Here is a 22,392-nt window from a genome sequence, read left to right on the forward strand (position 1 = left end):
CGGACTATCGAGACACGCTGTAGTGCAGGAGTCCATCCGTACGAGTGGTGAAGTCGGGGCGGGATGGATAGCGTCTGAGCATGGCTGCCAAGGTGCTCGCGATCGTCCTGGCCGGTGGAGAGGGCAAGCGCCTGATGCCCCTGACCGCCGACCGGGCGAAGCCGGCCGTCCCCTTCGGGGGGATGTACCGCATGGTCGACTTCGTCCTCTCCAACCTGGCGAACGCCGGCTATCTCAAGATGGTCGTGCTGACCCAGTACAAGTCCCACTCACTGGACCGCCACATCACCACGACCTGGCGGATGTCGACCATGCTCGGCAACTATGTCACCCCGGTGCCGGCGCAGCAGCGCCGTGGCCCGTGGTGGTTCGCCGGCTCGGCCGACGCGATCTACCAGAGCTTCAACCTGATCAACGACGAGCAACCCGACCACGTGATCGTCTTCGGCGCCGACCACATCTACCGGATGGACCCGCGGCAGATGGTGGAGGAACACATCGCCTCCGGCGCCGCGGTCACCGTGGCGGGCATCCGCCAGCCGTTGTCGACGGCCGACCAGTTCGGCGTGATCGAGGTCGGCCCGGACGGCCGGCGGATCCGCGCGTTCCGCGAGAAGCCCACCGACGCGGTGGGGCTGCCCGACGCGCCCGATCAGATCTACGCCTCGATGGGCAACTACGTCTTCACCACGAAGGCGCTCTGCGAGGTCGTGGAGCGCGACGCCGAGGACAAGACCAGCAAGCACGACATGGGCGGCAGCATCATCCCGATGCTGGTCGAGCGGGGCGAGGCCAACGTCTACGACTTCAAGGACAACGCGGTCCCGGGCAGCACCGACCGGGACCGCGGCTACTGGCGGGACGTGGGGACGCTCGACTCGTTCTACGACGCGCACATGGATCTGATCAACGTCGACCCGGTGTTCAACCTCTACAACTTCGACTGGCCGATCTACAGCAACCAGCCGTCGTACCCGCCGGCCAAGTTCGTGCACGACTGGGGTGAGCGGGTCGGCCGCGCGGTCGGTTCCATGGTCTCGCCCGGGTCGGTGATCTCCGGCTCGCTGGTGGAGAACTCGATCGTCTCGCCGAAGGTGAAGGTCCACTCCTGGGCACACGTGGACGGCGCGGTGCTCATGGAAGGTGTCCAGATCGGCCGGCACGCGGTGGTCCGCCGGGCCATCCTGGACAAGAACGTCTACGTTCCGGAAGGCGCTGAGATCGGCGTCGATCTGGAGAAGGACCGCCAGCGCTACACCGTCTCCGACAACGGCGTCGTTGTCATCGGCAAGGGTCAGCGCGTCGAGCCCTGACCCGCCAGCACTTCGAGGAGGATCCGTGGCCCACCCCCGTGCCGGCCAGCCCGCCGAGCCCGCCGACCTGGTCGACGTGCCCCGGCTGGTCACCGCCTACTACGCCGAGCACCCGGATCCGAGCGACCCGGCGCAGCAGGTCTCCTTCGGCACCTCCGGGCATCGCGGGTCCAGCCTGCGCAACGCCTTCAACTCCGACCACATCCTCGCCGTCACCCAGGCGCTCTGCGACTACCGCCGGGAGCAGGGCCTGGACGGGCCGCTCTTCGTCGCCCGGGACACCCACGCGCTCTCCGCCCCGGCGGCGGTCGACGCGCTGGAGGTGCTTGCTGCCAACGACGTGACCGTGCTGCTGGACAGCCGCGACGGCTACACCCCCACCCCGGCGCTGTCGCACGCGATCCTCACCCACAACCGTGGCCGGGCCACCGGGCTAGCCGACGGCATCGTGATCACGCCGTCGCACAACCCGCCCGAGGACGGCGGTTTCAAGTACAACCCCACCCACGGCGGCCCGGCCGACACCGACGTCACGAAGTGGATCCAGGACCGCGCGAACGCCATCCTCGCCGCCGGGCTCAAGGAGGTGAAGCGCATCCCGTACGCGCGGGCCCGCGCCGTCGACACCACCGGGGAGTACGACTTCCTCGCCCGGTACGTCGACGACCTGCCGGCCGTGCTGGACATCGCCGCGATCCGGGACGCCGGCGTACGCGTGGGCGCCGACCCGATGGGCGGGGCGAGCGTGGCCTACTGGGGCGAGATCGCCGAGCGGCAGCGGCTCGACCTCACGGTGATCAACCCGACCGTCGACCCGACCTGGCGGTTCATGACGCTGGACTCCGACGGCAAGATCCGGATGGACTGCTCCTCGCCGAACGCGATGGCCTCGCTGATCGCCGCCCGCGACAAGTACCAGGTCTCCACCGGCAACGACGCCGACGCCGACCGGCACGGCATCGTCACCCCCGACGGCGGCCTGATGAACCCCAACCACTACCTCGCCGTGGCGATCGGCCATCTGTTCCGTACCCGGGAGCAGTGGGGCCCGTTGGCAGCGGTCGGCAAGACCCTGGTCTCCTCGTCCATGATCGACCGGGTCGCCGCCGACCTGGGCCAGCCGCTGCTGGAGGTGCCGGTCGGCTTCAAGTGGTTCGTGCCCGGGCTGCTCGACGGCGTGGTCGGCTTCGGCGGCGAGGAGAGCGCCGGCGCCTCCTTCCTGCGCCGGGACGGGAGCACCTGGACCACCGACAAGGACGGCATCCTGCTCTGCCTGCTCGCCGCCGAGATCATCGCTGTGACGGGGCGGACCCCGAGCCAGCACTGGGCCGAGCTGGCCGAACGCTTCGGCGCGCCCGCGTACGCCCGGCTCGACGCTCCCGCGACCCGAGAGGAGAAGGCGGTCCTGGCGAAGCTGTCGCCCGAACAGGTGACGGCGACCGAGTTGGCCGGCGAGCCGATCACCGCCACGCTCACCACCGCCCCCGGCAACGGCGCGCCGATCGGCGGCCTGAAGGTGACCACCGAGTCCGGCTGGTTCGCCGCCCGGCCCTCCGGCACGGAGGACGTCTACAAGATCTACGCCGAGTCGTTCCAGGGCCCGGAGCATCTCGCCCGGATCCAGGAGGAGGCGAAGGCCCTGGTGAGCGAGGTGCTCAAGCAGGTGTGAGGCGGTCACCACGGCCTGAGCACGCCCGCCCAGCGGTGCCGGTGCTCAGCGCGGCGGGGACAGCTCGCGGCGGCTGAGCTGTTCGCGCAGCTCATCGGGGAGCAGCTCGCGCAGCTGCTCGGGCAACAGCGGGAGGTCGAGCAGGCTGAGCTTGATCTGGTTGCGCTCCTGGTGGCGCCGTGGATCGAGCCGGACCACCTGCCCGGCGTTCGGGACGTATCGGATGAGCACCTCGCCCTCAACCGCCGCGTCCCGGATCACCAGCCCGTCCATCTCCACCGCCACCGGCGCGGTGCCGGGGCGCAGCTCCAGGTGCAAGGTCTCCTCCGGCGCGAGCACCACCGAGCGGGAGATCCCGGCCATCGGAGCCGACGGAGTCACCACCACGGCCTGCGCGGCCGGCGAGATCAAGGGCCCGCCGGCCGCGTAGCTGTACGCCGTCGAGCCGGTGGGCGTGCTCACCACCAGCGCGTCGCAGCGGTAGTAGCCGTACCGCTGCCCGTCCACGGCGAGCGTCACCGTGACGAAACCAGACCCGGGATGGCGCACCAGCGCCACGTCGTTGAACGCCACCACGTCGTCCCCGCAGACGTCGCAGGCGAGGCAGGCGTGCGACTCGACGGTGTAGTCGTGCGCGGCCAGCCGATCCAGCGCCGGAGGCAGGTCCGGCGGCTCCACCTCGACCAGGAAGCCGAGCCGGCCCAGGTGCACCCCGAGCACCGGCTTCGGGGCTCGCACTGCGCAGCGCAACGCTCCCAGCATGGTGCCGTCCCCGCCGATGCTGATCAGGGCGTCCGACCGCGTGGCCAGCTCCGCCGCGGGGACCGGCTCGACCGACGCGGGTACGCGGTGCCGGTCCTCGGCTCGGACGATGAGTGCCTTGCCGTGCCGGGCCGCCCAGCGGTCGATGATCTCGACCACCGCGGAGACATCCCGGCTGGGATGCAGCACCAGACCCATCACGTACCCCGCCACCGGTACAGCTCACCACACGAGCGGCCGACCCGCCGGGCGTACGGAAAGGGCCCGGCGACCGGCCGCGGGCAAGGACGACTGTCAGGTTTGCCTGGTCAGGGCCTTCTCGCGACCAAAGTCGGGCTACGTCGTTGGCCCGTTGGATGAGGCAGATGAGGAAACAGACAAGGAAACCGGCGGGCCCACCCGCGGCCGTCCCCTACTCGAGGTCCCGTTCGCGTCCTCGGGTCGCGCTGGTTACCCACAATCTCGACGGCTGCGGGGGGGTTGTGACGGCGGCCCGTTGGTTCCACGACACATTGACCCGGGCCGGCTACGAGGTGGACCTGCACGACCTCGCCACGGCCAGCATCGACCCGGCCAGTCGGCGACTGGCCGTGCCCTGGACGTGGTTGCGCAGGAGCATCCGGATGTCCCTGGGCACCGCGGTCGGCTGGCACTGGGGAGCGAACGCGGTCGAGGTCGAATGGATGCGGTACCGGCCGCGTCGGGAACTCTCCCGGGCGTTGCGCGGTTACGACTGCATCCAGGTCGTCTGCGGGACACCGGCCTGGGCCGGGGTCGTCACCGGGCTCCGGGTGCCGGTGGTGCTCCAGGCGGCGACGGTGGTGGCCTGGGAACGAGCCGCCTTCTTCGCCCAGCACCTGACCCTCGCCGACCGATGGCGACAGTTGATGGCCGCCGGCGTCTCCCGGCTGGAACGCACGGCGCTCCGCGACGTCGACGCCGTGCTGGTGGAGAACCCCGTCATGGCCGACTTCGTCCGCTCGGTAGGACAGGAACAGGTGGTGCTTGCCCCGCCCGGTGTGGACACCTCGTTCTTCACCCCACCGATCGGCGGTTGGCGTCGGGACGGCTACCTGCTGTCGCTGTGCCGGCTGGCTGATCCGCGCAAGGGGTTGGACCGCCTGGTCGACGCGTACGCCCTGCTCGTCAAGGCGGATCTCGGCGTACCCGATCTGGTGTTGGCCGGCAGCGGGACGTTGCCGGAAGAACTCGCCTCGCGGATCACGGCGCTCGGTTTGGGGGACCGGATCGAGGTCCGGCCCGACGTATCCCCTGCCGACCTCGTCGGGCTGTACCAGGGCGCGTCGGTTTTCCTGCAGACCTCATACGAGGAGGGGCTTGGCCTCTCGACGATCGAGGCGATGGCCTGTGGGCTCCCGGTCGTCTCTACCGCCAGCGCCGGCGCGCTTGAGGTTGTGGTCGACGGGGTGACCGGCTGCCTGGTGCCGCTGGAACCGGCTGACGCGGTGCCCGCCGCAGTGGCGACGCGGACCAGGGAACTGCTGCGCGGAGCGGGTGGCCGAGCCGGCCGACGTGGTCGGGAACGGGCCGTCGAAGAGTTCTCCACCGAGGTCGCCGCCCGTGCCATCCTCGAAACGTACGACGAACTCCTCGCCACGCGGCCGCCACGTGTCCCGGCCGCAGCGCAGGCCCCCGCGGGTGCCGAGCTGAGGGGTTGACGTGAGCCGACGGCGGATGAGCGGTGTCGCCACGTCGGGATCGGGAAGTTTGCCGGGCGGCCTGCGGTGACGGTAACGGCGGTGGACCCCGCCGGCAGGCGGACCGGCGCGCGGGAGGGGCGCCCGCGCGCCTCCCGGCTGATTTGGCTGCTCGAGTTCTATCCGGTCAGCGCCGTCGTCCTGGCACCCTACGCCATCCTGGTCGTCCCGATGGCGGTGCTGTACCACAACCCCCGCATCGGCTTCATCTTCATGCTGCTAGGGCTGGCTTTGAGCGGCACAGTCGTCGTGGAGACGGTGTTCCGGGGCAGGATGAACCGGCGTGGCCAGTGGCAGCGCGGCCTGGCGGAGGCCAATGCCAGGCATCCCCGGCTCTTTCTGATCGCCCGGCTGGTCACGGTCGGCAGCATCGTGGCTGATCTTGTCGGCGCGTCCGAGGGCCGGGGCACCATCTTCACCCAGATCACGGGAGAGGTGGCGCAATCCCGTCTGGCCCTGGCCACGTCCCTGTTCACGGGCTGGCGGTATCTCGCGCTCGCCCTGCTGGTGGCGAGTTTCGTCGGAGGCTTCGTCGGCCGCTACGCCTTCCTGCTCTGGGCAGCCGCCCTCGTCGCCGCCCAGGTGATCCTCGTCCTGCTGACCGCGAAATCCGAGCCGCTGATCTCGTACCTGTCGTTCATCGTCGCCGTCACAGCCATCTGCGGCGTGATCCGACCCCGCTTCGCCGTCATCATGATGGCGGCCCTCTTCCTCGCCTGGCCGACCCTCTACACCGTACGGAACGAGGTCCGGGTCGACGGCGGCGTACAGGTCGCGCAGGACGTGACGGCCGGCGATCGGCTTCGCTTCGACCGGCAGGTGACCCTGGCCGACGAGTTCGACGTCCCGGTCGACCTGGACCAGCCGGGTCTCGCCGACGTGGTTCGCTACGGGCTGGTGCCCCGCCTGTTCGACGCCGATCGCGCCCCGATATCGATCGGCAACACCATCAACATGTACCTCGGCGGTTCGTCGACGTCCGCATACAGCTTCCTCACGCTGGGCACGGTCTACTTCCTTGAGGGTTGGTGGGGGGTGATGCTCTTCTACACCAGCTGGGCGATCCTGGCCAGCGTCCTGCTGCGTGTCGGGCGCGCACCCGGCCCGGTCCGACTGAGCCTATTCGCGCTCGTGATCGGCGGACCGCTCCTCTGGACCAGCGCCTATCCGGACGCCATGATCGGGTTCCTCCAGTACTCGGTCGCCGCGTCGCCGGTCCTGCTGCTGATCTACCTGATCAGGCGCCGGGTCAAGGCCGCGGTGCCGGACAAGGTGCCGGTCCACCGGTCCTGGACATGACGGCGCAGACATCGGCGAGGCCCCGTGCTCGCTTCCCACGCGGCCCGGCCGGCCGGCACCGCACCGGTCGGCAGTCACGGAGCTACCGTCGGCGTACCGTCGCGGCCCTGGCCGCGAACGGCCTGTCCAGCCTGGGTAACGTCCTCATGTCGGTGGTCGTTGCGCGTGGCGAGTCGCTCACCGGGCTGGGCCAGTTTGCCCTCGCCTTCTCGGTCTACGTCTTCGCCATCGGGCTGGTCCGGGCGGCGGTCACGGAGGGTGTGCTCGCTGCGGGACCGGAGCGGGCGACTGCGGCGATCGGCGGCGGGGTCCGCAGGGCGTGCGCGGTGGGCGCCGGTGCCGGGGCCGCGGTGGCCGGTGCCGGCCTGGTGGTCGGGTCCCGCTATCTCGTGATCGTCGGGGTCGCGTTGTGCGGTCTCGTGGTTTACGACTACACCCGGGGGGTCAGCCTGGGCGTGGGCTCCGCGCGGGCCGCCTGTGCCCAGGACGTCGCGTGGACGGGTGTGACTGCGATGGCTGTTCTGGCAGCCCTGTTCGAATCCGTCGCGCCAGTCCTGCTCTTCGCGGTGTGGGCTACCTCGGGAGCGGTCCTCGGGTTCCTCGTCGCTGTCTGGCGCGGGTACCGGCCGCTGCCCGGATGGGGGCTGGACCGCGAAGGCACCCGCAACGCGCTCAGCTTCGGCCTCCAGTTCCTGATCACGTCCGGGTCCGCCCAGTTGGCCCTCACCGGCCTGGCAGTGACGGCAGGCGTCGGCGTCGTCGGCGCGCTGGGCGCCGCCCAGACCGTGTTCGGCCCGGTAGCACTCCTCACCGCCACCCTCTCGGCCATCATCATCCCGTACCTCAGCCGGGCCCGACCGGTCACCGCCCGCGCGCGGGCGCGTACCGCCGGACCGGTCGTCCTGGTGGCGGTCGGTTTCATCGTGCCGGTGGTGCTCGCGATCAGTCTCCTGCCCGGCGAGGTCGGTCGAGCCGTCTTCGGGGCAAACTGGACCGCCGCCCGACCGCTGCTGCCGTTGCTCGGGGTGGAGGCGGTCCTGGTGCCGGCGGCGCTCGTCGCGTTCGCCGGCCATCGTGTTGAGCGCGCCGGAGCGAGGGCACTGCTGCTGGGTGCCGGGCTGGGACCCGTCCGGGTGGTGGTGGTGGTCTCCGGCGGTCTGCTCTTCGGAGCCAACGGTGCCGCCGGCGCACTGGCCGTCATGGCGGTGGCCAGCGCGAGCTGCTGGTGGATCAGCTACCTGTCATTGAGGGAGAAGGAGACACCGTGGCCCAGTCCAGCACCGGCCTGATCTGTCTCGGCGAGGCGGCCAACTTCGGGGACGACCTGATCATGATTGCCGGGGTGGCCGCGATCGCCGCCGGGCACGACGACGTCGAGGTGCGGTACCTGAGTTTCGGCCATCCCGTGAACTGGGGCGAGATCTCCACCCGGCTCGGCCTGCGCCTGGATCCGCGTCCGGTGCGCTACCAGCGGGAGCTGCCTGGTTCCCGACGGAGCGAGCTGGCCTTCGGCGATTGCGACGCGCTGCTGGTCGGTGGTGGGGGCCTGTTCCAGACCAGCCACCATCCGCACACGCCCTACCTGTGGTTGAGTTACCTGCCGCGCCACCTGCCGGCGGTGCCTGTGCTCGGCGTCGGGCTGGGCCTGGGGCCGCTCAGCGACGACTGGAGCCGCCGGTTGCGTCGGCTCGGCTCCCCTTTCGACGAGTGTTACCTGCGGGACGGGGACTCGGTCGCCCTGGCCGAGGAACGGTTGGGGTGGCGGGTGCGACGGTGCCGGGACTTCGTGGACCACACCTTCCTCCGGCAACTCGGGATCGAAGCGCCCCGAGGGACGGGCGGGTCGGGCCAGCTCGGGGTGGCGCTCCGCCGCTGGCCGGGGCTGGAGGTCGGTCCCACCGTCCGGCACATCGCCCGGATCGCCGAGTCTTCGGGAACCGACACGATCCGGGTCTTCGTGTTGGAGGCCGGCGCCCACGGCCCCGACGTCAGCTTCAGTGAGCAGGTAGGTCGGGGACTCGGGCGCGACGCCGAGGTTGTCCCCTATCGGGGGAGCGACCTGGTGGCTTTCGCCGATGCGATGGCCCGGTGCACGGTGGCGGTGTCGATGAAGCTGCACTCCAGTGCCCTCTGGGGGGCGCTGGGTGTGCCGATCTTCCCCATCTCGTACGCACCGAAGACGGCGGCGTTCTTCGGGCAGCCATTCCGCGGGTTGACGGTCTACGACCGGATCCTCCCTCCCGCCGTCGAACCGGAGGCGGTTCCCCGGGCGGCCGACGTGGTGGGCCCGTGGATCGGGCGGGCGTTGGCCGGAGCGGTCCGCCCCGCCCGGGCCGTACTGCCACGGGCGGAGAGGTTGCGGCTGCAGACGTCGAGCACCGCCATCAACGTCTATCGCCAGCTGGGACGCGGGCTGAAAGAGCGTGGTCACGCCCGGGGCGCGGTGAGTGCGATGCTTCCACCCCACTAAGCCCGAAATTGTGTGATTAAACCGTTACGGTGCGCGTCTTCGCTCGATGTACAGGTGATCGGTCCGTACGCCGAAGGGTTGTCGATGCGCATTTTGATCACCGGCGGGGCCGGCTTCATCGGCTCCAACCTGGCCCGCGCCGCAATGGTCGAGCCTGCGGTGAAGGAGGTGAGCGTCCTCGACGACCTGTCGGTCGGGCTGCGCGGCAACCTCGACGGGCTGGACGTCAACGTCGTCGAGGGCTCGATCCTGGACCCCGCCGCCCTGGACGCGGCGATGGCCGGCCGGGAAGCGGTCGTCCACCTGGCCGCGCTGGCCAGCGTGCCCAGCTCGCTGCTCGACCCGGTGGCCACCCACCACGCGAACGCCACGGGCACGCTCATGGTCCTCGAGGCGGCACGACGGCACGACGTGCGCCACATCGTGGTCGCCTCATCCTCGGCGGTGTACGGCATGAACCCCGTGCTGCCGGAGGCGGAGCTCACCTGGACCCAGCCGATGAGTCCGTACGCCGCCAGCAAGCTCGCCACGGAGGCGTACGCTCTCGCCCACCAGGCATCGTTCGGGCTGCCGACGCTGGCCTTCCGGTTCTTCAACGTGTTCGGTCCGGGGCAGCGGCACGACCACGCCTACGCCGCCGTGATCCCCCGGTTCGTCCACGCGGCCCTGCGTGGGGAGCCCGTCGTGCTGCACGGCGACGGCACCCAGTCCCGCGACTTCACTTTCGTCGGCTCGGTGTGTCAGGTGATCCTCGACGCGCTCCGTCGTCGGGTGCACCACCCACACCCGGTTAACCTCGCGTTCGGGACGCGGGCGAGCCTGCTGCAGGTCCTCGACGAGCTCACGGAGCTGCTGGACCGGCCGATCGCCCGCGAATACGCGCCGCCCCGCACCGGCGACATCCCGCACTCATCGGCCGACACCAGCACCCTGCGTGAGCTGTTTCCGGACATCGAGCCGGTTGCCCGCCCGGACGGCCTTCGGGTGACCGTGGAGTGGATGGCCGGGCGGCTGGGCCTCGAACACGCCGCGACGCGGTGACCGAGTCCCTCGATGAACCAGACACAGATCGTGATCGACGCCGCCGGCGGGTCGGGCGGCGGAGCGGGACGCCTCAAGGCCGAACTCGACGCCTTCCTCGCCGACGGCGCACCTCCGCTTCGGGTGATCGGGTGGGACCGCCAGCTCACGCCCTCGTGGCTGGTGCTGCGGGAGGCCGCCGCCGGCCGCGCGCCCGTCGTGGCCGCGCTGAACAACGTCTCGTTCACCTGGCGCGGCACCGAGCGACGGGTGCTGGTGCACAATGCCCTGCACTTTTTGGCGCCCGACGAGGTGCGGCTACTGGGCCTGCTGCCCCGGTCGTTCCGGGCACAGATCCCCGTCGTCCGGCGGACGCTGCGCCGGGCCGACGTGATCGTCGTGCCGTGCTCGGCGATGGCGGAACGAGTCGCCGACCGGGTGCCCGCGGTCCGCGACCGGCTGCTGGTGCTCGCGAATCCCGTCAGCCCGGTCGGCCCCCGCATCCCCGCCGACGAGGTGTCGATCCTCGTTCCGGTGGTGCCGTCGCCGTTCAAGAACGTGGTGCGCGAGCTACGGGTGCTGCTCGCCGCGCTCGACCGGCGCCGGCACCGGGCGCGGGTCCGGATGACCGCGCATCCGCACGAACTCCCCGCCGACCTGGCCCGGCACCCCCGGCTCGACCTGCTCGGCCGGCTGCCGCACCACGAACTTGCCGAGCACTGGCGGCGGACGACCGCCGTCTTCTTCCCGTGTGCGCTGGAGTCCTTTGGCTACCCGCTCGCCGAGGCCCGCGTCTACGGGCTGCCGGTGCTGGCACCCGATACCCAGCAGTCGCGGGAGATCGCGGGCGCCGCTGTGGTGCCGTACCGGTTGTCTGACACGAACAGTCTCGCGGAGGCCGTTGACGGCATCGACCGGCCGGTGCTCCCGGAACCGTACGCGTTCGAGCGGGTCGCGTACTTCACCCGGTTGCTGGGGCTCGACCGGAACTTCGCGACCTGGAGCGCGTCGGCCCCGCCGCCCCGCGATCGGGACCCCATGAGGCGCACCGTTGTCTGATCATCACGAGCGCCGTGACGCCCCGAAAAGGGCGGGCCGGCTCACCAGGGCCTCGGGCCCGGTCCACCGGGCGCGCGCCTCGTGCATCCGTCGGATCATGTCGGGCCAGGCCGGTGGGCGATAGCCGGTGGCCTCCGCCAGCGTGTCCGCGCGCATCGACCGGTCGCACACGAAGTCGTCGTCCGGCACGATCTCACCCCGCCAGCCGTACACGTCGGCGACCAGCCGGAGCAGGTCGTGCTTCGGGATGGGTTCGGCGGCGACGTGGTAGAGGCCGGCCAGGTCTTCGCGGGGCAGGATCACCTCGCGCAGCAGCCGGGCGAATTCGACGGTCGTCACACCGCTGTAGACGGCCCTGGTAAATCCCCGCACCCGCCCCTCCTGCGAGAGGAACCAGTCCAGCAGCGACCGCTTCGTGGTCAACTCGTGCCCGATGATCGACGTCCGCAGGGTGAGCGCGGGGGCGGTCGTGGTCTCGCCCAGCAGCTTGGACCGGCCGTAGAGGTCGGCCGGGTCCGGCAGGTCGTCCTCGACGTAACCGCCGTGGCGGCCGGAGAAGACGCAGTCGGTGCTGACGTGGACCAGCCGGCTGCCGAGCCGGGCGCACGCGTCGGCGAGCAGGTGGGGGAAGAGGGCGTTGAGCGTCACGGTGTGGACAGCGTCCTGCACGTCCGGGCGCTGCTTGATCACCCCGACGCCGTTGACGACGACGTCCGGTCGGACGTCGTCGAGTATCTGGCGCACCTGCTCGAACCGGGTGGCGTCGACGGCCGGGGTGATCCGGGCGAGCAGGCCGGCCGGGTAGAGCGGCCCCCGGTCCTCGATGCTGCGCGCGGCGCCGTAGACGTCGAGGGCCGGATCCTCGCTCAGCTCCCGCAGGAGTGCGTGGCCCAGCATTCCGGTGGCTCCGAGGACGAGGACGCGTGTCATCGTGATTCCCTGTCCCGGCGGGCGCTCCTGGCCCGCCGTGCCGCATCGGTGAGCAGGTCGGCGAGGACCTGCACGTTGGTCGCTTGACTCATGTGGGCCAGGTAGTGGTGGCGTCCCGCCCGTCCCATCGCCCGCAGCCGGGAGCGGGGCGTTGCCCGGGCGAGGCGGATGACCTCGGCCAGGCTCGCCGCGTTCTCGGGCGGGGCGGCGAAGCCGGCGCCAGCGTCCCGGACGATCCGGGCCACGTCGCCGGGCGCGCAGGCGAGCACGGGTTGGCCGCAGGCGAGGATCGACTGGACCTTGCTGGGCAGGGTGATCCGGAACAGCGGCTCGTCCGCCAGGGACACCAGATGCAGGTCGGCGGCGGCCATCCGGGCCGGCAGCCGGTCCGGCGGGACCGGGTCGAGGAAGTGGATCTGACCGGGCCGGCACCCCGCCGCCCGGGCCGTCAGCGCGTCCTTCTCCACCCCGTCGCCGACCAGGACCAGGTGGACGTCCGGCAGGTCGGCCAGCCGGGCCACGGCGTCGATCGCGACGTCGATCCGCTGTGCCGGGCCGTGGTTGCCGGCGTACATGAGCACGAAGTCGTCGTCGCCCAGGCCGAGCCGGGCCCGCAGGCCCGGCTCGGGCTCGGTCGGCTGCATGACCTTCTCGTCGGCCCAGTTGTAGACCACCGAGACCTTGTCGACGGGTACGCCGCGAGCGAGAATCGTGTCCCGCAGCCCGGGCGTGGGCACCGTGACGTGGTCGGCCCGGCGGTATGTCCGGTCCGTGAACCGGCCCAGGCTCGCCTCGGCGAGGCGACGGGCCGGACCCTCGGTGAGGAAGCCGGTGGCGAACACGGAGTCCGGCCAGAGGTCCAGCACCATCGTCACGTACGGGGTCCCCCAGCGCCGCCGCGCGGCCATGGCCGCGGCGGTGGCGGTCACCGGGGAGGAATACACCAGGGCGACGTCGGCGTCGCGCAGGACCGAACCGCCGAGCAGCGACGAGGACGCCGCCCAGCTCAGGTAGTTGACGGCTCGGCCGAGCGCGGACCGGTCGTGGCTGGGGTAGAGCGGCGTGCGGATGATCCGCTTCCCGTCGCGGTCCTCGACGGTCCGGCGCCGGGCCGAGTACCCGTCGTAGACGACGCCCTTCGGGTAGTTCGGCACCCCGGTGAGGACGTCGACGTCGAAGCCCTGGCGGCGCAGTGCGTCGGTGATGCCCTGGGCGAACGGCGCCGGCTCCGGGGGGAACCACTGGCTGACCAGCGCCACCCGGTCAGGTCGTCCGCCGCGCCCGGTCGGCGGCGTCACGCCGCGGTGACGGCCGCGTCGAGCTGCGCCCGGACCTCGGGCAGGGCCAGCAGTAGCGACTCGATCTCCGCCACCACGAGGCGCCGGGCGTTGTGCGAGTTGAAGTCGACCCGGTCGCCACGGTTGACGTTGCCTTCCTCGAAGTAGAGGGCGTAGTTCAGGTCCCGGCTGTCCACCGGCACCCGGAGGAACTCGCCGAAGTCCTCGGCGCGGGACAGGTCCTCGCGGCTGGCGAGGGTCTCGTACAGCTTCTCCCCGTGCCGGATGCCGAGGACGTTGAACTTGGCGGGCACTTTGAACAGGTTGCACAACGCCGTGGCCAGGTCGCCGATGGTGCAGGCGTCGGCCTTGCGGATGAAGACGTCCCCCGGCTGGCCGTGGTGGAACGCGTGCTCGACCAGCTCGACCGACTGCTCCAGCGACATCAGGAAGCGGGTCATTTTCGGCTCGGTCACCGTCAGCGGGACGCCCCTGCGGATCTGGTCGATGAACAGCGGGATCACCGAGCCGCGCGAGTACATGACATTGCCGTAGCGGACGCAGCAGACCCGGGTCCGGGCCGCGGAGTTGTTGCGCGAGTGGGCCTGGGCCACCTTTTCCATCAGCGCTTTGGTCATACCCATGGCGTTGACCGGATAGACCGCCTTGTCGGTGCTCAGCAGCACCAGCGCCTCGACGCCGTTGCGCTCGCAGGCGTCGACCACGTTGGCGCTGCCCAGCACATTGGTCCGTACCGCTTCGAGCGGGAAGAACTCACAGGAGGGCACCTGCTTCAGGGCCGCGGCGTGGAAGACGAACTCGATGTCCCGGCTGGCCCTGGCCACCGAGTCGTAGTCGCGGACGTCACCGACGTAGTACCGGACGCGGTCGTCCCCGAGCCGGTGCCGCATCGCGTCCTGCTTGGACTCGTCCCGGCTCAGGACGCGCACCTCGGCCGCTCCCGCTCGCAACAGCCGGGACACCATCGTCAGGCCGAATGAGCCGGTGCCGCCGGTGATCAGAAACCGTCGGCCCGAGAGCAAGGGTGTCACGTTCTCCTCCTGTCTTCCCGGCCGGGCGCACGTTACCGGGTCGGGGCATCGAACCGGACGATACCGTCGAACACGGGTTTTACCTTGCGGAAAACCCAAATCCCATAGACCTAATAAAATGACCGAAATTCGTCACCGATTTTCCGTGACCGCCCAGCGATTCCGTTCGTTGAGTGACGGATAGGAGCCGGCCCGTCGGCGGAGCCGGCCGATACGGGAAGGTGCGGCGATGACGCGGGTAATGACCGTGGTGGGTACCCGTCCGGAGATCATCCGGCTCTCGCGGACCATGGATCGGCTGGACCGGACCGTGGAGCACGTGCTCGTCCACACCGGGCAGAACTGGGATCGCGCCCTCTCCGACGTCTTCTTCTCCGAGCTGCGGCTTCGTGAACCGGACCGCTTCCTGAAGGTCGACACGTCCTCGCTCGGTCGGGTCCTCGGCGGTGTGCTGGTCGGGATGGAGGAGGCGATCCGGGACATGCGGCCGGACGCGCTCCTCGTGCTGGGCGACACCAACAGCAGCATCGCGGCCGTCATGGCCCGGCGGATGCGCGTCCCCGTCTACCACATGGAGGCGGGGAACCGGTGCTTCGACCTCAACGTGCCCGAGGAGACCAACCGGCGTCTGGTGGACCACGTCTCGGACTTCAACCTGGTCTACTCCGAGCACGCGCGGCGCAACCTTCTCGCCGAGGGGCTGCACCCGCGTCGGATCCTGCACACCGGCTCACCGATGCGCGAGGTCCTCGATCACTACCGTGCCGACATCGAGTCGTCGACAGTTCTCCGGCGGCTGGACTTCGAACGCGCGGGCTATTTCGTGGTCAGCGCCCATCGGGAGGAGAACGTCGACAGCCCCGACCGCCTGCGTCAGTTGCTCGACTGCCTGCAGGCGGTTCGGCGGACGTGGGAGTTGCCGGTCCTGGTCTCCACGCATCCGCGTACCCGCAAGCGCCTGGAGGCGCTGACCGCCGAGGCGCTCGACCTCGACGGAATCGCCTTCCACGAGCCGTTCGGTCTCTTCGACTACGTGCATCTGCAGACTCGGGCGCGGTGCGTGCTCTCCGACAGCGGGACCATCAGCGAGGAGGCGGCCATCCTCGGTTTCGCGGCCGTCACGCTGCGGGACTCGATGGAACGGCCGGAGGCGCTCGACGCGGGCGGGATCATCATGACCGGCCTCGAGCCCGCCGGGGTGGTCGAAGCGGTGCGGGTGGCGATCGACCAGGTCGAGACCGCCGGCGTGCCGTGCCCGGTCGACTACCAGGTCCCGGACACGTCGCGGCGGGTGGTGGACTTCATCCTCTCCACCGCCCGGCGGCATCACGACTGGGCCGGTATTCGACGGTAGCGGGCCCGGTGGGCAGCGCGCGGTGGATCACCCCCGCGCGGCCCCGCCGGCCCGAGCGGTCAGGAAGTCGTCGATGGCGCCGAGGACGCGGGTGATCTGCGGCTCGGTCAGCCCGCTACCGCTGGGCAGGGCGAGGCCGTCGGCGAAGAGCCGGTCGGCCGCTCCGGTCAGCAGGCTCTCCGCTCCGGCGTACGCCGGTTGCCGGTGCATCGGCTTCCAGACCGGGCGGGTCTCGATGTCCCGCGCGGTGAGGTGTTCGGCCAGCTCCTCCGCCCGCCAGCCGGCCCGCTCGGGGTCCACGGCCAGCGCGGTGAGCCAGCAGTTGGCGTCGCCGTCCTCGACGCCGAGCAGCGTGACCCCCGGTACGGACGCGAAGAGCTTCGCGTACCGGTCGCGCAGCTGCCGCCGGCGGGCGATCATCCCGTCGAGGCGGACCAGCTGGGCGCGGCCCAGCGCGGCGAGCAGGTTGCTCAGCCGGTAGTTGTAGCCGGTCTCCCGGTGCTCGTAGTGCCGGACCGGCTCGCGGGCCTGGGTGGACAGATGCCGCGCCCGGGCGAGCAGCGTCAGGTCGTCGGAGACCAGCATGCCCCCGCCCGACGTGGTCATGATCTTGTTGCCATTGAAGGAGAGCACGCCGGCTCGGCCGAAGGAGCCGGCCGCCCGGCCGCTGTGGGTGGCACCGAGCGCCTCCGCGGCGTCCTCGACGATCGGAACCTCCGCGGCGGCGCAGACCGGCAGCAGCGCGGTGTAGTCGGCGCAACTGCCGAACAGGTCGACCGGGACCACCGCCCCGACCCGCTGCCCCCGGGCGGCGAGCCGCTTCAGCACCTCGGCGACGAGGGCGACGTCGACGTTGCCGGTCTGCGGGTCACAGTCGACGAAGACCGGTGTGGCTCCGGTGTACCGGACCGCGTTGGCCGTCGCGACGAACGTCAGCGTCGGTACGACGACCGCGTCGCCCGGTCCGACGCCGACACCCAGCAGCGCCAGGTGCAGCGCGGCCGTGCCGGAGCTGACGGCGACCGCGCCCCGGGTACCGGCCCGCAGCGCCACCTCTCGCTCGAAGGCGTCGAGATCCGGACCGACCGGCGCGACCCAACCGGAGCGCAGCGCCGCGATCAGATAGGACTCCTCGAGCGGCCCGACGTCGGGCGCGGACAGAAGGATGGTCTGATTCATCGGTCGCCTCCGCGGAAGGTCGTCATACCGGTGCCCGGTCGCGACCACCGGGTTCGACCCGGATCTGGCTACCGAGGAACTCGGGCGCCGTCGCGCTGCCCGCCGCCGAGATCCCGTCGCGCCACAGCACCGTCCGGACCGTGGCGAGGAGGATGGTGAGGTCGACCCGCAGGCCCCTGCTGTCCACATACTGCACGTCGAGGTCCAGCTTCGCTTCCCAGCTCAGGCTGTTGCGGCCGTTCACCTGGGCCAGTCCCGTCACGCCGGGCCGTACCTCGTGTCGGCGGGCCTGCCAGGGGGAGTAGCGGGGAAGATATTCGGGCAGCAGGGGACGCGGGCCCACCAGGCTCATGTCACCGCGCAGCACGTTCCACAGGGTCGGGAGTTCGTCCAGGCTGGTCGCCCGCAGCAGACGGCCCAACGGGGTGAGCCGGTCGACGTCCGCGACCACGCCGCGTCGTGGGTCGATCGGGAGCATCGACCGGAACTTGACCAGCTCGAAGATGGTGCCGTCCCGGCCGACGCGGGCCTGACGGAACAGGACTGGCCGGCCGAGGCCGACGGCCACCACGAGCGCCACCAGCGCCATCAGCGGCGCGGTGAGCACGAGCAGGACCAGCGTCGCCACCACGTCGATCGTGCGCTTCAGACGATCCGGTCGGGCCCGGACCGCTGCCTGGGCCGGTGCGTCCATCAGAGCGGACGTCGGCATCGCCGCCACCTCCACGTGTTCCACCGTCCTGTGTTCCCCGAAAGGTTCCATCAGGCATAAATGCCTCAAATCAGGAGGAAAGAAATCCCACTGCCCGACTCGGACGGTTCAACCGATGTTGGTGTGCAGAGGACGCGGTCTCGGGCATAGTCGATTCCGCCCACCTGCGACAGGAAGGCGTGCCGGCGGAGCCGGGGTCGGTCAGCACCAGTCGTTGCCCGCCGCGAGACGCCGACTGAGCAACGCCGCCAGCGGCATCGACTCGCCGTCCCGGCCGCCCCGTCCGACGACCAGCGGCGGCGGGGACGGCTCAGGGGCGGCCCCGAACAGCCGCGACCGCAGGCTGGCCGGCACGGTCAGCAGATAGAACCGCCCCCCGGCGTCGACCGCCCGGCTCCGCGCCCGGTCCACATACCAGCCGGTCAGCCTGGTGCGATACCGGGCGCGGCCGTCGTAGGACGTCGCGGTCAGCCGATCCGGCCGCAACCCGCGCCGGGCCGCCTCAGCCGCGAACCGGGCCACCAGATCCGCCGCCTCGGCCTGCTCGGCGGCGCGCTGCCGGGCGTCGGCCGCCGCGTGCGCCCGCACCGCGCGGCGCTGCCGCTCCCGCCACTCCAGGCCGTCGTCCGCACCCACGGCGGCGAGAGTACGCGCCGCGACAGCGGATCAGGCCAGGGGCGGCGAGAGTACGCGCCGCGACAGAGGATCAGGCCAGGCCGGCGCGGCGCAGCGCGTCCAGCATGGCGCTGTTGGCCGGGGGCGGCGTCCCCCCGCCGCGCCCCTGCCGCTGCTGCGGCCCACCCCGGGAGCCGCCCCGGTCGCCCCGCTGCGCGCCGCCCTGGCCGCCGCGCTGCGCGTCGCCCCGGTCGCCGCGTGGGCCGCCGCCCTGGCCGCCGCGCTCCCGGCGCCCGTCGCCGCCCGACGGCCGGGCACCGCCGGTCGTCGTCTCGTCGTCCAGCCGCAGGGTCAGCGAGATGCGCTTGCGGGGTACGTCGACGTCGAGCACCTTGACCCGGACCACGTCGCCGGACTTCACCACGTCCCGCGGGTCCTTCACGAAGGTGTGCGACATGGCCGATACGTGCACGAGGCCGTCCTGGTGCACGCCGACGTCGACGAACGCGCCGAACGCGGCCACGTTGGTCACCACGCCCTCCAGCACCATCCCGGGCTGCAGGTCACCGATCTTCTCGACACCCTCGACGAACGTCGCCGTCCTGAACTCCGGGCGCGGGTCGCGGCCGGGCTTTTCCAACTCGCCCAGGATGTCGGTGACGGTGGGCAGGCCGAAGGTGTCGTCGACGAAGTCGGTGGCCCGGAGCCCGCGCAGGATCGCGTTCTGCCCGATCAGCGCGCGCAGGTCCTGCCCGGTGTGGGCGAGGATCCGCCGCACCACCGGGTACGCCTCGGGGTGCACGCTGGAGGAGTCCAGCGGGTCGTCGCCGCCGGGGATACGCAGGAAGCCGGCGCACTGCTCGAACGCCTTCGGGCCCAGCCGGGGCACCTTGCGCAGGTCGGCCCGGGTGCGGAACGGCCCGTTGGCGTCCCGGTGCAGCACGATGTTCTCCGCCAGCCCGGCGCCGATGCCGGAGACCCGGGTCAGCAGGGGAGCGGAGGCGGTGTTGACGTCGACGCCGACCCCGTTGACGCAGTCCTCGACCACCGCGTCCAGCGAGCGGGACAGCTTCACCTCGGACAGGTCGTGCTGGTACTGCCCGACGCCGATCGAGCGCGGGTCGATCTTCACCAGCTCGGCGAGCGGGTCCTGGAGGCGACGGGCGATGGAGACCGCGCCGCGCAGCGACACGTCCAGCCCGGGCAGCTCCTGCGAGGCGTACGCGGAGGCGGAGTAGACCGACGCGCCGGCCTCGGAGACCACCACCTTGGTCAGCGCCAGCTCCGGGTGCCGCTTGATCAGGTCGCCGGCCAGCTTGTCCGTCTCCCGGCTGGCGGTGCCGTTGCCGATGGCGATCAGCTCGACCCGGTGCGCCGCGGCCAGCTTGGCCAGGGTGTCGATCGAGGCGTCCCACTGCCGGCGCGGCTCGTGCGGGTAGATCGTGTCGGTGGCGACCACCTTGCCGGTGGCGTCCACCACGGCCACCTTCACGCCGGTGCGCAGCCCCGGGTCCAGGCCCATGGTCGCCCGGGTGCCGGCAGGTGCGGCGAGTAGCAGGTCGCGCAGGTTGGTGGCGAAGACCCGGACAGCCTCCTCCTCGGCTGCCTGCCAGAGCCGCATCCGCAGGTCGGCGCCGAGGTGGATGAGGATCCGGGTACGCCAGGCCCAGCGCACCGTGTCGGCCAGCCACCGGTCGGCCGGGCGCCCCTGGTCGCTGACGCCGAACCGGCCGGCGACGGCCGCCTCGTACCGGGTCGGGCCGGTGGCCACGGCGTCGGAGTCGCCGTCGGCCTCCGGGTCCATGGTCAGGTCGAGCACGCCCTCCTTCTCGCCCCGGAACATGGCGAGGATCCGGTGCGAGGGGAGCTTCGGGTACGGCTCGGCGAAGTCGAAGTAGTCGGCGAACTTGGCGCCGGCGGCCTCCTGGCCGTCGCGTACCCGGGCGACCAGCCGGCCCCGCGACCACATCTGCTCGCGGAGCGTGCCGATCAGGTCGGCATCCTCGGCGAAGCGCTCGATGAGGATGGCCCGGGCGCCGTCGAGGGCCGCGGCCGCGTCCGCCACGCCCTTGTCCGCGTCCACGAAGCCGGCGGCCGTCTCGCGCGGGTCCCGCGTCGGGTCGCCGAGCAGCGTGTCGGCCAGGGGCTCCAGCCCGGCCTCCCGGGCGATCTGCGCCCGGGTCCGCCGCTTCGGCTTGTACGGCAGGTAGATGTCCTCCAGCCGGGACTTCGAGTCGGCGGCCATGATCTGCGCCTCGAGGGCCTCGTCGAGCTTGCCCTGGGACCGGATCGACTCCAGGATCGCGGCGCGGCGCTCGTCCAGCTCGCGCAGGTAGCGCAGCCGCTCCTCCAGGGTGCGCAGCTGCGCGTCGTCGAGGGAGCCGGTGGCCTCCTTGCGGTAGCGGGCGATGAACGGCACGGTGGCGCCGCCGTCGAGCAGCTCCACGGCCGCCCGCACCTGACGGTCGGCGACGCCGAGCTCCTCGGCGATCCGCTGATGAACAGACTGGGTCACGATCTTGATCCGCCTTCTCGGGTGGGTTCCGATATGCATTCTGCCGTTCGCCCCCGACGCCCCGCGCCCCGGCGCGCCCCACCGGCGGCCGGCCGCCGGTATCACGAAAACGGACTTACGGCGTCAGAAGTCCCTCTAACCTCCTCATCAGGTGATTCCTTCGTGCAACGGGAGCCCGGGTGAGTGTGGAGAAGCTGGTCGTGATCGGCCAGGGTTACGTCGGTCTGCCGCTGGCCATGAGGGCCGTCGAGGCCGGCATGGACGTTGTCGGTCTGGACGTCGACACCGACCGCGTCAAGCGGCTCGCCTCGGGCGAGTCCTTCGTGGAGGACATCCCGGCCGACCGGCTGGGCCGGGCGCTCGGCAGCGGCCGCTACCGGCCGAGCGCGGAGTACCGCGACGCCGAGGGCTTCGACGTCTGCGTGATCACGGTGCCGACCCCGCTGCGGGACGGCACCCCCGACCTGAGCTACGTGGAGCAGGCCGGCCTCGCCATCGGCCCGTACGTGCGGCCGGGCAGCGCGGTGGTGCTGGAGTCGACCACGTACCCGGGCACCACCGAGGAACTGCTGCGTCCGCTCCTGGAGTCGGCCTCCGGGTTGCGCAGCCCGGGCGACTTCCACCTCGGCTACAGCCCGGAGCGCATCGATCCGGGTAACCCGACCTGGCGGCTGGAGAACACGCCGAAGGTGGTTTCCGGGGTGGACGCGGCGTCGCTGGCCCGGGTGGACGAGTTCTACCGCCGGATCGTGGCGCGCACCGTGCCCGTGGCCTCGACCCGGGTGGCCGAGCTGACCAAGCTGATCGAGAACACCTTCCGGCAGGTCAACATCGCGTTGATCAACGAGCTCACGATGCTCTCCCACCACCTGGACATCGATGTCTGGCAGGCGATCGAAGCCGCCGAGACGAAGCCCTTCGGCTTCATGCCGTTCCGCCCCGGGCCCGGCGTCGGGGGGCACTGCCTGCCGATCGACCCCTGCTACCTCTCCTGGCAGGTCAAGCGGCGGCTGAGCCGCCAGTTCCGCTTCATCGAGCTGGCGAACGACGTCAACCACGAGATGCCCGAGCACGTGACGCAACGGATCATGGCCGGGCTCAACCGGACCGGCCGCCCGGTCAGCGGTGCCCGGCTGTTGTTGCTCGGCCTGGCGTACAAGAGGAACACCGGCGACATGCGCGACTCGCCCGCCGTGGACGTGGCCCGGCGGCTGCGCGACCTGGGCGCGGAGGTCCGCGCCGTCGAGCCGTACGCCGAACCGCACCACATCCCCGACGGCGTGCTGGTGGTGCAGTTGACCGAGCAGGAGGTCGTCGCGGCCGACGCGGTGGTGGTGGTCACCGACCACGACGCCTTCGACTACGACCTGGTGGCCAGGCGGGCACGCTACGTCTTCGACACCCGGAACCGCTGCTCGGGGCCGGTGGTGGAGCGCCTGTAGGGCAGC

18 protein-coding genes are annotated in these 22,392 nt (G+C 71.3%); 10 read left to right on the forward strand and 8 right to left on the reverse strand.

Annotation, left to right across the window (positions count from 1 at the left end; translation table 11 throughout):
• Window positions 1–80 precede the first annotated feature (80 nt).
• Both glgC and pgm read left to right on the forward strand, forming a co-directional pair.
• The gene (glgC, locus tag AB0C02_RS15585) at window positions 81–1,313 is read left to right on the forward strand and encodes a glucose-1-phosphate adenylyltransferase (RefSeq protein WP_357548642.1); all 1,233 of its coding nucleotides are present in this window, start codon (window positions 81–83) and stop codon (window positions 1,311–1,313) included.
• Window positions 1,314–1,338: 25 nt separating this feature from the next.
• Window positions 1,339–2,982, forward strand: coding sequence for a phosphoglucomutase (alpha-D-glucose-1,6-bisphosphate-dependent) (pgm, locus tag AB0C02_RS15590; RefSeq protein ID WP_357548643.1), 1,644 nt, complete (start codon window positions 1,339–1,341; stop codon window positions 2,980–2,982).
• A gap of 45 nt (window positions 2,983–3,027) precedes the next feature.
• Here the strand turns inward: pgm and AB0C02_RS15595 are convergent, their stop codons facing one another.
• Complete coding sequence (locus tag AB0C02_RS15595; RefSeq protein WP_357548770.1) at window positions 3,028–3,942, reverse strand: NAD(+)/NADH kinase; 915 nt, start codon at window positions 3,940–3,942, stop codon at window positions 3,028–3,030.
• 284 nt (window positions 3,943–4,226) lie between these two features.
• On the opposite strand from AB0C02_RS15595, the gene AB0C02_RS15600 reads away from it, so the two are divergent.
• From AB0C02_RS15600 to AB0C02_RS15625, 6 genes are all read left to right on the forward strand, one after another.
• On the forward strand, window positions 4,227–5,423 hold the full coding sequence (locus AB0C02_RS15600; RefSeq protein WP_357548644.1) for a glycosyltransferase: 1,197 nt from the start codon (window positions 4,227–4,229) through the stop codon (window positions 5,421–5,423).
• Window positions 5,424–5,504: 81 nt separating this feature from the next.
• Window positions 5,505–6,761: a hypothetical protein gene (locus AB0C02_RS15605; RefSeq protein WP_357548645.1), complete on the forward strand. Its 1,257-nt coding sequence runs from the start codon at window positions 5,505–5,507 to the stop codon at window positions 6,759–6,761.
• A gap of 152 nt (window positions 6,762–6,913) precedes the next feature.
• Window positions 6,914–8,050, forward strand: a complete 1,137-nt coding sequence (locus AB0C02_RS15610) for a hypothetical protein (RefSeq protein ID WP_357548646.1) — start codon at window positions 6,914–6,916, stop codon at window positions 8,048–8,050.
• The gene (locus tag AB0C02_RS15615) at window positions 8,026–9,231 is read left to right on the forward strand and encodes a polysaccharide pyruvyl transferase family protein (RefSeq protein WP_357548647.1); all 1,206 of its coding nucleotides are present in this window, start codon (window positions 8,026–8,028) and stop codon (window positions 9,229–9,231) included. The genes AB0C02_RS15610 and AB0C02_RS15615 overlap by 25 nt, the downstream gene beginning before the upstream one ends.
• A gap of 84 nt (window positions 9,232–9,315) precedes the next feature.
• Entirely contained in the window at window positions 9,316–10,272 is a 957-nt protein-coding gene (locus AB0C02_RS15620) for an NAD-dependent epimerase/dehydratase family protein (protein ID WP_357548648.1), read from the forward strand.
• 12 nt (window positions 10,273–10,284) lie between these two features.
• Window positions 10,285–11,310, forward strand: a complete 1,026-nt coding sequence (locus tag AB0C02_RS15625; RefSeq protein WP_357548649.1) for a glycosyltransferase — start codon at window positions 10,285–10,287, stop codon at window positions 11,308–11,310.
• A gap of 3 nt (window positions 11,311–11,313) precedes the next feature.
• Here the strand turns inward: AB0C02_RS15625 and AB0C02_RS15630 are convergent, their stop codons facing one another.
• Genes AB0C02_RS15630 through AB0C02_RS15640 form a run of 3 tightly spaced genes read right to left on the reverse strand, consistent with a single transcriptional unit; the run spans window position 11,314 to window position 14,569 of the window.
• The gene (locus AB0C02_RS15630; protein ID WP_357548650.1) at window positions 11,314–12,240 is read right to left on the reverse strand and encodes an SDR family oxidoreductase; all 927 of its coding nucleotides are present in this window, start codon (window positions 12,238–12,240) and stop codon (window positions 11,314–11,316) included.
• Window positions 12,237–13,538, reverse strand: a complete 1,302-nt coding sequence (locus AB0C02_RS15635) for a glycosyltransferase family 4 protein (RefSeq protein WP_357548651.1) — start codon at window positions 13,536–13,538, stop codon at window positions 12,237–12,239. Before AB0C02_RS15635 ends, AB0C02_RS15630 begins: the two co-directional genes overlap by 4 nt.
• Window positions 13,535–14,569, reverse strand: coding sequence for a polysaccharide biosynthesis protein (locus AB0C02_RS15640; RefSeq protein WP_357548652.1), 1,035 nt, complete (start codon window positions 14,567–14,569; stop codon window positions 13,535–13,537). Before AB0C02_RS15640 ends, AB0C02_RS15635 begins: the two co-directional genes overlap by 4 nt.
• A 229-nt stretch (window positions 14,570–14,798) precedes the next feature.
• Here AB0C02_RS15640 and wecB point away from each other — a divergent pair, with 229 nt between their 5' ends.
• Window positions 14,799–15,923, forward strand: a complete 1,125-nt coding sequence (gene wecB, locus AB0C02_RS15645; protein ID WP_357548653.1) for a UDP-N-acetylglucosamine 2-epimerase (non-hydrolyzing) — start codon at window positions 14,799–14,801, stop codon at window positions 15,921–15,923.
• Window positions 15,924–15,950: 27 nt separating this feature from the next.
• On the opposite strand, the gene AB0C02_RS15650 is transcribed toward wecB, so the two are convergent.
• The 4 genes from AB0C02_RS15650 to AB0C02_RS15665 all read right to left on the reverse strand — a co-directional run bounded on the left by AB0C02_RS15650 (window position 15,951) and on the right by AB0C02_RS15665 (window position 20,983).
• On the reverse strand, window positions 15,951–17,102 hold the full coding sequence (locus tag AB0C02_RS15650) for an aminotransferase class I/II-fold pyridoxal phosphate-dependent enzyme (protein WP_357548654.1): 1,152 nt from the start codon (window positions 17,100–17,102) through the stop codon (window positions 15,951–15,953).
• A gap of 22 nt (window positions 17,103–17,124) precedes the next feature.
• Entirely contained in the window at window positions 17,125–17,814 is a 690-nt protein-coding gene (locus AB0C02_RS15655; protein WP_357548655.1) for a sugar transferase, read from the reverse strand.
• Window positions 17,815–18,015: 201 nt separating this feature from the next.
• Entirely contained in the window at window positions 18,016–18,450 is a 435-nt protein-coding gene (locus tag AB0C02_RS15660; RefSeq protein ID WP_357548656.1) for a hypothetical protein, read from the reverse strand.
• A 70-nt stretch (window positions 18,451–18,520) separates the two neighbouring features.
• The gene (locus AB0C02_RS15665; RefSeq protein ID WP_357548657.1) at window positions 18,521–20,983 is read right to left on the reverse strand and encodes a Tex family protein; all 2,463 of its coding nucleotides are present in this window, start codon (window positions 20,981–20,983) and stop codon (window positions 18,521–18,523) included.
• Between the two features lie 140 nt (window positions 20,984–21,123).
• Between AB0C02_RS15665 and AB0C02_RS15670 the strand changes: the two genes are divergently transcribed.
• Window positions 21,124–22,386 (forward strand): nucleotide sugar dehydrogenase, encoded by a 1,263-nt coding sequence (locus AB0C02_RS15670; RefSeq protein WP_357548658.1) that lies wholly within the window; start codon window positions 21,124–21,126, stop codon window positions 22,384–22,386.
• Window positions 22,387–22,392: the final 6 nt, after the last annotated feature.

Source organism: Micromonospora sp. NPDC048999 (assembly GCF_040649295.1).
GTDB lineage: Bacteria > Actinomycetota > Actinomycetes > Mycobacteriales > Micromonosporaceae > Micromonospora.

Bases quoted from the DNA above. Each gene is read 5' to 3' on its own strand.
- glgC (WP_357548642.1), top strand. From the start codon at position 81: ATGGCTGCCAAGGTGCTCGCGATCGTCCTGGCCGGTGGAGAGGGCAAG.
- AB0C02_RS15595 (WP_357548770.1), bottom strand. From the start codon at position 3,942: ATGGGTCTGGTGCTGCATCCCAGCCGGGATGTCTCCGCGGTGGTCGAG.
- AB0C02_RS15620 (WP_357548648.1), top strand. From the start codon at position 9,316: ATGCGCATTTTGATCACCGGCGGGGCCGGCTTCATCGGCTCCAACCTG.
- AB0C02_RS15625 (WP_357548649.1), top strand. From the start codon at position 10,285: ATGAACCAGACACAGATCGTGATCGACGCCGCCGGCGGGTCGGGCGGC.
- AB0C02_RS15630 (WP_357548650.1), bottom strand. From the start codon at position 12,240: ATGACACGCGTCCTCGTCCTCGGAGCCACCGGAATGCTGGGCCACGCA.
- wecB (WP_357548653.1), top strand. From the start codon at position 14,799: ATGACGCGGGTAATGACCGTGGTGGGTACCCGTCCGGAGATCATCCGG.
- AB0C02_RS15650 (WP_357548654.1), bottom strand. From the start codon at position 17,102: ATGAATCAGACCATCCTTCTGTCCGCGCCCGACGTCGGGCCGCTCGAG.
- AB0C02_RS15655 (WP_357548655.1), bottom strand. From the start codon at position 17,814: ATGCCGACGTCCGCTCTGATGGACGCACCGGCCCAGGCAGCGGTCCGG.
- AB0C02_RS15665 (WP_357548657.1), bottom strand. From the start codon at position 20,983: ATGCATATCGGAACCCACCCGAGAAGGCGGATCAAGATCGTGACCCAG.